Annotated in this window: 10 protein-coding genes; 6 read left to right on the forward strand and 4 right to left on the reverse strand. The window is 60.9% G+C overall.

Features of this window, described 5'->3' with window-relative positions; all coding sequences use genetic code 11:
- Nucleotides 1-644: 644 nt before the first annotated feature.
- The gene (locus ACFDTG_RS14800; protein WP_375291761.1) at nt 645-1190 is read left to right on the forward strand and encodes a hypothetical protein; all 546 of its coding nucleotides are present in this window, start codon (nt 645-647) and stop codon (nt 1188-1190) included.
- Nucleotides 1191-1295: 105 nt separating this feature from the next.
- Nucleotides 1296-2435, forward strand: a complete 1140-nt coding sequence (locus ACFDTG_RS14805) for a hypothetical protein (protein WP_375291762.1) — start codon at nt 1296-1298, stop codon at nt 2433-2435.
- 224 nt (nt 2436-2659) lie between these two features.
- Here the strand turns inward: ACFDTG_RS14805 and ACFDTG_RS14810 are convergent, their stop codons facing one another.
- Genes ACFDTG_RS14810 through ACFDTG_RS14825 form a run of 4 tightly spaced genes read right to left on the reverse strand, consistent with a single transcriptional unit; the run spans nt 2660 to nt 5062 of the window.
- Nucleotides 2660-3490 carry an SDR family NAD(P)-dependent oxidoreductase gene (locus ACFDTG_RS14810; protein ID WP_375291763.1) on the reverse strand — a complete coding sequence of 277 codons (831 nt, stop codon included), beginning with the start codon at nt 3488-3490 and terminating at the stop codon, nt 2660-2662.
- Between the two features lie 3 nt (nt 3491-3493).
- The gene (locus ACFDTG_RS14815; protein WP_375250248.1) at nt 3494-4207 is read right to left on the reverse strand and encodes a hypothetical protein; all 714 of its coding nucleotides are present in this window, start codon (nt 4205-4207) and stop codon (nt 3494-3496) included.
- A 16-nt stretch (nt 4208-4223) separates the two neighbouring features.
- Entirely contained in the window at nt 4224-4487 is a 264-nt protein-coding gene (locus ACFDTG_RS14820; RefSeq protein WP_375250249.1) for a cytochrome C oxidase subunit IV family protein, read from the reverse strand.
- Complete coding sequence (locus ACFDTG_RS14825) at nt 4484-5062, reverse strand: cytochrome c oxidase subunit 3 (RefSeq protein WP_375291764.1); 579 nt, start codon at nt 5060-5062, stop codon at nt 4484-4486. Before ACFDTG_RS14825 ends, ACFDTG_RS14820 begins: the two co-directional genes overlap by 4 nt.
- 247 nt (nt 5063-5309) lie before the next feature.
- Here ACFDTG_RS14825 and ACFDTG_RS14830 point away from each other — a divergent pair, with 247 nt between their 5' ends.
- From ACFDTG_RS14830 to ACFDTG_RS14845, 4 genes are all read left to right on the forward strand, one after another.
- Nucleotides 5310-6707, forward strand: coding sequence for a Rieske 2Fe-2S domain-containing protein (locus ACFDTG_RS14830; RefSeq protein ID WP_375291765.1), 1398 nt, complete (start codon nt 5310-5312; stop codon nt 6705-6707).
- Between the two features lie 89 nt (nt 6708-6796).
- On the forward strand, nt 6797-8383 hold the full coding sequence (locus ACFDTG_RS14835) for a phytoene desaturase family protein (RefSeq protein WP_375250252.1): 1587 nt from the start codon (nt 6797-6799) through the stop codon (nt 8381-8383).
- 11 nt (nt 8384-8394) lie between these two features.
- Nucleotides 8395-8616, forward strand: a complete 222-nt coding sequence (locus tag ACFDTG_RS14840) for a hypothetical protein (RefSeq protein ID WP_375250253.1) — start codon at nt 8395-8397, stop codon at nt 8614-8616.
- A 14-nt stretch (nt 8617-8630) separates the two neighbouring features.
- Nucleotides 8631-8873 (forward strand): SDR family NAD(P)-dependent oxidoreductase (locus ACFDTG_RS14845; RefSeq protein ID WP_375291766.1); only part of this gene is annotated, 243 nt, incomplete at its 3' end.

Consider the following 8873-nt stretch of genomic DNA (forward strand, 5'->3'; position numbering starts at 1 on the left):
ACCAACTATAGCACAAGCCCCAGTCCCAACAGACCGGGGCTTTCGTGCGTCCCAAACCCGCCCCGCCGCCGGCGATGGATCCGCTGTGGTATCCTCGGCCCAGGTCACTATGGGCCGCTACCGGTTCCGAAAACACGAAGATGAGGCGGTTGAAGACCGTGGCGTCGAGATGCGGCGACAGAACTAAATCTGCGCGGCGCATGGAACATGACACCGTCGAGGACTTGGCCGGGTCGGAGCATATCCTTCCGTACCCGGCGAAAGACGTCGAGCGTTAGCAAGCGAACCGACTCATTTCCTGGCACCGACGGGACCGATAAGATGATGTCGGCTAGTGATCACAAACTGACGATCGCGACATACGCCGGGTTGCCGACCGCCCAGGCGAGATAGCTTCGCGCGATCGCCCCCAACGCATGCAACGCCTTGATGAGGCTTTCGAGCTACCCGCGACTGGGCCCTACATGTGCGACCGTTATCGTCCGCATAGAATTTGCGGCGGGCCTGGCTTCGGCGCCGTTGTCGGCGCTGTGTCACGTGATACTGGCGGATCGCGGCAATCGGTTGAGGAGCCATGCTATTGCCGGCCGACGTCTAAGATCATAATAAAGTGACCGTGCATACCTTTTTATGAGGCAAGCGAGATGATGAGGCGCTTCGTCGGACTCGTGTTGGTGGCGCTGCTGGGCGGGCTGATTGCCTATCAAATGTTGCGCCCTCGCAGCGCGTCACAGGACGCACGAACAGCCTCGGGCAAGATCCAGGTTGTCGATGGCGGTGGGGTGTTGAACCAGCAAGCGCTGGATCCTGCTCAAATGGAGGATGCCCCACGGACAATCGTTCCGGACTATGTCGGCCCCCCGATCATGTACGGGCGTTTATCCGCACAGCCACGAGACGAGTTGTGGGCGCAGACACAGGAGAATGCCATTTATCGAGCGTTCGCTTCACTTACGAGAGGTGTCGGCGTCCATGCTGAATGCCGAACGGATGTGTGTGCCGTAACTGGTGGGTTCGACGCCGTCGGCGCGGCCGCTGAAGCGAATATGGAGCAGATCCAAGCCACGGCATCGCAACTCTCGGAACGTGGCGAGGATTTCCGCTCGGGTGCCACCGTCTCATTCTCGGGTGATCCGGCGAAGTCGGGTCGCGTCGTCTATGCCCTATACCTGAACCGGCGGGCCAAATGATAGGATTCGTATGCTTGCGTACCAGATACGAGGCGCTTAAGGTGGCATGTCGAGAGTGATTTCAACGGGGCAGAGGCCCCTCTCGACTTAAAAAGGAGAGGAACAATGCGCGTTCGATCCGACAATCCGCCCCCTCGTCACGCTTCCTTCGAAAGAGTGAGCGCAGTTTTACGAAAATGCATGGCAGCTTCGTCCATTGTCGCGCTGCTCGGTATTGCGCCGGCACAAGGCCAGCTGATCAGCACACCGTCGCCGCAGGTGACGGAATTCCCGCTGCCGAACCCCGCGGTTGCCCCGTGCGAGATCGAATTCGATCGATCGGGCAAGGCCTGGATTGAGGAGGTAGTGGGCAACGCAATATCACGTTTCGATCCGGCGACCGGGGTGTGGGCCAGGTTTCCGCTGAGACAGCCTGCTGCAACGCCTGGCGGGATCGAGATCGGACCGGACAATGGCATTTGGTTTCCCGAGCTTACGACCAACCAGATCACCCGGATCGATGCCACGACCGGCGAGATGCAAAGCTACTCCATCCCGTTGGGCCGGATCGTCAGCGGCACCGTCAACGTCGGCGCGGCTGTCGCGACCGACATGGCAACCGGTAAAGACAACGCCATCTGGTTCAGCATGTCGGGCAGCGCGGCGATTGGCCGCATCGATTTGACCACGAAGCAGATCGAAGTCGTGTCGCTGCCGACCCCGTTATCCACGGTCAGCGCGTTGACCCAGATCATTCAGCCCGGTCCGGGTAACTTGCTCGTCATTTCACTGGCCGCCGCGAACAAGCTTCTAACGATCGACGTCTTTACACGTGAGATCAAGGAGTATGTGGTTCCGACACTAGCCGCCCTGCCACAGGGTGTGACGACCGATCGCGATGGATTGATCTGGTTTACCGAAAGCGCGGGCCAGAAGATCGGCACGCTCGATATCACTACCGGCAAGATCACCGAGTATAACCTCCTGGCCCTGCGGGGGCCACTGCCGGTTTCTGTATCGCTTGGTAACCCCCTGCCGCTTCCTGGGCCGATCCGGCAAGGATCGGACGGAAAGATTTACTTTGCTGAGGGCGGGTTCGAGGGCGGCAACAAGATCGGGCGCTTCGATCCCGTAACGAAGACGCTCAAGGAATTCGTTGTTCCTACCCCCTTGGCGGGAATCTGCGACATCAACAATAGTCAGGACGGTGCCATCTGGTTTGGTGCACTGACCGGAAACCGGATCGGACGCTTGTCGATCAACTAGGCAGGCGGCGCCAACAACGAGTGCGGGTGGTCGCCGTTTCGGCACACCCGCACTATCCGGGCTTCTCACTGCCGGTTTGGCCCTCCGGCGTCAGCCACGTCGAAAGGCTACCGCCCAAGCGCAGATCGGGGCGGGCGTGCCCATAAGGTCGCTGCGAAGGGCGGTCACGGTTACGGCAAGAGGTGGCGCCAGCACGCAGGCATCGCCCTGGTCGATCTACCGCGTCACTGTCGGTCGAGCATCTTACGGAAGACACCGTCAAGCGCGCGATCGGGCAAAAGCGAGGCGAGCGCGATCACGGCCTTCGCATCCTTGCCGACCCGGTAGCGCGTGCGGGGGCGGGCCGCGAACATCGCCTGTTCGATGACGTCTGCGGCCTCTTCGACGCTTACGCCGCCGGTGGATTCACGATCGATCATGCGCGCGAACTTCTGATACAGATCGCCGTAAAGCGCGCGATAGCGCTCAGGCAGCGAATTGGCGCCCGATCTTGAGCCGGTCACTGTCTGCTCGACCATGTTGGTCCGTACGACGCCTGGCTCGATCAGGATAATGTCGATACCCTGTCCGCGGGTTTCCCGACGAGCCGAATCGACGATCGCTTCGATGGCGTGTTTGGACGCACAATAAGCGGACAGCATCGGGCCGCCGACCCGTCCCCAAAGCGAGGCGAACAGGATGATCCGGCCATGCGTCGGCCGGATCAGCGGCAGCGCTTGGCGCAATACCCGCGCGGAGCCGACCGTGTTTACGTTCAATGCGTGACGCAGGGTGTCCAGCGGCTCAACCTCGACCGCACCCGATAGCGAAATGCCGGCGCAATGGACGACACAATCCAGCCCGGACTCGCTCAATTGGGCATTCGCGAAGCCAGCCTCCACCGACGCATCATCGCCCACGTCCATGGTAATGATCGAGACGGCGGGATTGCCCTCCAGACCGCATCGCTCTCCTGGCAGCAGTGCCGCTATCACACGATCGCCGCGCGATGCGGCGCGGTGCGCGAGTTCCCGACCCATGCCGCTGCCGGCCCCGGTGATCAGAATGGTCGGCACGGCTCAGATCCCCTTTGTCAAGGCGCGGGACTGACGCCCGATGGCCTTCAGCATCAAGGTGCTGGCGACGATGATCCATGCGCAAAAGATCGATAGCGGAATCCAGAATACGAACAGGCCGTTCCACGCGAACGGGCCGGTGCGGGGGATGAAGCCGAAGGCGCCAAGCTCAAACATGAAGGCCGTCCAGATCGTGTAATAGCCGAACCACCGCGGAAAGGCGGAGAGTTGATCTTGCGGTGCCGTAAGGCTCACCACCGCCAGCGCGACGAACTGAAAGATGAAATATTGGTCCGTCGTAACCAGCGTCAAGTTGGCCAGTTCATGTATTATCAGTGTTATATCGGCGGGACGATCTGGTGAAAACGCGGCAACGCCCCACAATAGCGGAGGAAATACTAGAAACATTGACATGAGGCAGCCGCCCGCGAATTGAAGGACGGACCAAATCGGCCACCCGGTTTCCATTCGTTTCATCTGAATCGATAGCACCAGGGCCAGCGGCACCATGAACGCGGCGACCCAGCTACATATTACAGCGCCGATCCGTATCGATCCACTATTGTTGCGGTAAATCTCCGCGACCTGGCTTGCCGTCAACGTCGCCGGTGGAAGCGGGACCATCCTCAACAGGAAGACGAAGCTGAGCATGAAGATAAACAACAATGTGAGCGACCACCAGATCAGTGCTCGCTGCGCCGAAATCGATACCGTCACGTCATCCTCCCCTTTATCATGATGCCCAGCCAAACAAAAATATCAGCGTGCCACCGACGAGCAGCAACCACATCATCATCAACAGGCGTAGCGGCCACCAAGCATCGCGCAATTCCATGAAGCGACTTGCGATCAGCCACGCCTTCGCCATTGCCAGGGCGATCACGAGTGATCCTGCCAACCGCTGGTCAGCCCAACGCGTGTCGAGCCAGGTGGCATAGGACAAGGCCGTCAGCAGCAAGAGGAGCAGCCATGTGGTGATAGCGCCGTGGATCGTCATCGATGCATGTACAGGATTGCGAAAAGTATTACCCATAGCAGGTCGACCATGTGCCAAAACAACGCAAGGGATTCCGTGAAAGGACTGTGCGTCGCTGGTTTTGCGATCAGGACTCGAAGATAGGCAAGCCCACCCAAACCCACCAATCCATGAACAAGATGAAGGCCCGTCAGCGCGTAATAGAGCATATAGAAGTCATTAGTTACCGGGTAATGGCCCGACGAAATCTTAGCGGTATATTCCATCGCCTTGCACGCGACGAAACCGAATCCCAGGCCGATCGCACCGGCGACGCACCGCTGAGCCGCGCGGAAATTCTCCCGACGATTGAACGCTATCGCACAGACAACGAGCAATGAACTGGACAGCAGCAGCAGCGTGTTGAGGATGCCGGAAGCCTGGCTGAGTGTCCGCTGGGACTGAACGAAGACCGCGGGAGTTTGCGCGCGATAATAAGCGAAAGTCGCGAAGAGGAGCGCAAACACAAAAAGGTCGCCGAAAATCAGCACCCATACGCCAGGATCGCCGGGGATCCGTGGCGTGAGCGAAGGTGGCTTGGCCGGCCGGATCGTCACCGTCGGATCATCCTCTCAGTCCGGTCCTGGGTTGATGCGTTGGACCCTAATGGTACGATAGCTAACTTATCCGGGTTTTGGCAAGTCGGTTTCAGAGCTCTCCCGTGGGTACAACGTGCCGGGCATAGGAGCCGAAGGAAGCGCCTCCGGTCAAATCTCGCGACACTCATGCTTGCACAATATCGTATGCTAGGGTACTTGATTCGATGAGAGCGGGCGCAGGTCCGTCGCGATGAGGAGAGCGGGTGTGCAACTCGAAACCGACAGTGTCAGCAAAGGCCGGGCAACAGCCGTGAGCCCGCTTTACCCGGTGTTGCTCGGAAACGATACGCGCCCGGTTCCCGAGGCGTTCGCGGCAGTCGGCGAATGGCGCGTCGACGCGCCGAGCGTTGATCGCAGCCGCTATTATGATCGCGCATTCGCTGCCGCGGAAATGGAGCATCTCTGGAAGAAGACCTGGCAGGTCGTCGGGCGCAGCGAGGACATTCCCGCGGTGGGCGACCGCTTCTCCTATGACGTCGGCACGTTGTCCTTCATCATCGTGCGCAGCGATGCGACCACGATCCGGGCATTTTACAACAGTTGCCGCCATCGCGGAACGCGCCTGTGCACGGGACGGGGTGAGGGCGCGCATATCCGGTGCCCATTTCACGGCTGGAGCTGGACGCCCGACGGCGCTCCCTCGGTGATCCCCGGCCGATGGGACTTTTCCGGCGTTCCCGATGCTGCGCTCGCGCTGACCGAGGTGCGCTGCGCAACCTGGGGTGGAAACATATTCATCAATCCCGATCCGGCGGCGGAGCCGCTGGAAACGGCCCTGGGTGTCCTGCCGCAGCATTTCGCGGATTATGATTATGCCAATCGCTGGACCGCCGTCCATGTGCGCAAGAAGGTGCGGGCCAATTGGAAACTCGCGATGGAAGCCTTCATGGAGGGCTGGCATCTTTCCGAAACCCATCCGCAGGCGCAGGCCTGGAACGGCGATAGCTCAACCCAGTACGATATATGGGAGGATGCAGGCAGTCAGATCAGTCGGTCGATCACGCCGTCCGCCGTGCCAAGTCCCGAGCTGGGCGATGAGGCCGACGTCCGGCGTGCCATCATGGAGACGATCATCGCGGTGACGCCCCCGGGGATGCCGCTGCCCGACTTTGACTCCATCCCGACGCTCGATCGTGCCTTCGCGGCAGATTATCGTCGCCAGGTGCTGCAGGCGATGACGGGCAACGATGCGTCCGCCGCGTCCGATGCGTGGATGCTCGACGCGGTCCAGTATTTCATGTTTCCCAACTTCTTCCCTTGGCTTGGGGAGGGGGCGCCGCTCTGGTATCAGTTCATGCCGTTCGGCGACGATCCGCGCGAAAGCGTGATGGACGTCCGCTTCTTGCTACCGCTGCCGGCCGGTGGCCAGCGGCCGCCGAAGGCGCCGATGCTCGAACTCGACTTCGACGAGACCTATCGTGACCGGCAGGCCGGGTTCGGTCTGTTCGATGAGGTGTTCGACCAGGATATGGGCAATCTGCCTTTGATCCAGCGGGGTGTCGAAGGCGGCGACCCGGGGCGCGGTCAGGTGCATTTCGGTGCCTATCAGGAATGTCGACTGCGGGCGTTCCATGCGCGGCTTGGTCGCCTGCTCGACGTCTGAGCGGGCGGCAGCGCGATCCAGAACGCGCGCGAAATGGTTTGCCTGCGTACTATGTAGATGGCATGCAGTGTCGGCAATGAGGGAAGAGGGTGGCTTTGGCATACGACATCATCGTTGTTGGGGCGGGCAGTAACAGCCTGGTGGCCGCGGCCTATCTGGCGAAGGCGGGCAAGAGGGTGCTCGTTCTTGAGAAGAACGATCAATGCGGCGGCGGCGTCGTGTCGATCGAGATCGCGCCCGGCTTCATCCATGATCCGCATTCGACCGGCTATTATCCGATGATGTCGAACCCGGCGATCAAAGACAATGAACTGGAATTGACGACGCGGTTCGGCCTGAAATTCGTCAGATATCCTGCAGGGTTCGGCACGATCTACGACGACGGCACGCACATCACGGCTTTCACCGATCTCGATCGCAGCTGTGCGGAAATCGCCAAGTTTTCCAACAAGGATGCCGATGCCTATCGGGCTTTTGCGCTGGATGCGATCAGCGTGCTGCCGATCCTGTCGCGTGGTGCGGCCACCCCACCGATGCCGACGGCCAGCTTTCTCGGGATGCTGGAATCCAGCGCTTTGGGGCGACGCATCGCCGCTGCCTTCTTCAAAAGCTTCTACGAGGTCATCGACGATCTCTTCGAGACACCCGAAGTCAAGCTCCACATCCTGAAATGGTGCGCGGAGATGATGGAGGGGCCGGACGTGAAGGGGACCGGCGCGGTTCTGTGGAACCTGTTCGGCATGGCGCATACCCAGGACGGCGCGGCCCCGGTCGGGGGGGCGAGGGCGATCGTCGACAGCCTTTTGCGTTGCATCGCGGCGCATGGTGGCGAGGTGCGGACCGAGAGCGAGGTGACGAAGCTGGAAATCCGCTCGGGTGAAGTCCGCGGCGTATGGGTCGGCGACGAGCTGATCGAAGCGCGCGATGCCGTGGTCGCCAATGTTCATCCATGGAAGCTCGGCGCCTGGCTGCCGGATGTCGATCCCGAGATCGCGAGCGCGGCGCGGCGGGTTCATCTGTCCAACCATGGCGCGATCAACCAGCAGATCGCTTTGTCCGAGCCGCCGCGCTTCGCCGCGGGCGACCAGTTCGACGACGTGATGTGCGTCGAGTTCGTCCACAAGGACGTCGAACGTGTGCGCCGCGTCTTCGACGAGTATAAATACGGGCGTATCCCACAGGGCTGTCTCAGCCCACTGGCGATCAACCACACCCGCCGCGATCCGTCGCGCGCGCCCAGCGGGCAGTCAGCCCTCTATCTCTATCATTTCGCGCCTCTGGCACTCGCGGACGGCGGGCTGGAAGCATGGGCGCGGCCAGAGAACGGGCAGGCCTATGCCGACGCGATCCTGGATGAGTATCTGAAGAACGTCACCAATATCGACAGCTCCAAAATTATCGCCCGACACATCGAGACACCGCTCGATCATCACCATCATTCCGCGAGCATGATGAACGGCGACATTTTCGGCATCGGCTCGACGGTGGGCCAGTTGCTTGGCCGTCGCCCGACGCCAGAGCTGGCGCAATATCGGGTACCCGGCTTTACGGGGTTCTACCTCGCCGGCCCTTGCATGCATCCCGGTGGTACGGTGACGTTCGGCGGGCGCGCGACGGCGATGCGTATGGCCATGGATATGCGCATGGATCTCAAAACCATGTTCCCCGCCTTTTAAGGATGCGCGACGTGAGCAAAACGATGAAACTCTACGCCACCGACAATTCCGACTTGATGGAAGTCAGCGCCATCTATCCCGATGGCGACAATCTCGTCGTGGAAGGAACGATCATGGGGGCGATGCCGATCCGCGCGATCGTCAAGCCAGCCGAGATCCGCAAAGCGCTGGGAATCATGTCGGCGGGCACGAAACTGCATGCCGCGCGGATGCTCTACAAGCGCTCACGCTGAACAGGGGAAGAGACATGAAACTATTGGAAGGGCGGGTCGCTATCGTGACCGGCGCTGGCCGTGGGCTGGGTCGCGCGCATGCACTGAAGCTGGCGGAGCAGGGCGCCAAGGTCGTGGTCAACGATCTTGGATCGTCGGCTGCCGGCGAGGGGGTGGATGAAACCCCCGCGCAGGAAGTCGTCGCGGCCATTCGCAAGATGGGCGGCGACGCGGCCGTCAATACATCTGACGTGTCGGACTGGAACGCCGCGCAGGAG

The sequence above is a fragment of the Qipengyuania sp. genome, assembly GCF_042095715.1.
Classification (GTDB): domain Bacteria; phylum Pseudomonadota; class Alphaproteobacteria; order Sphingomonadales; family Sphingomonadaceae; genus Qipengyuania.

Excerpts from the sequence above, each read along its gene's own strand:
- ACFDTG_RS14805 (WP_375291762.1), top strand. The coding sequence starts at position 1,296 with ATGCGCGTTCGATCCGACAATCCGCCCCCTCGTCACGCTTCCTTCGAA.
- ACFDTG_RS14800 (WP_375291761.1), top strand. The coding sequence starts at position 645 with ATGATGAGGCGCTTCGTCGGACTCGTGTTGGTGGCGCTGCTGGGCGGG.
- ACFDTG_RS14820 (WP_375250249.1), bottom strand. The coding sequence starts at position 4,487 with ATGACGATCCACGGCGCTATCACCACATGGCTGCTCCTCTTGCTGCTG.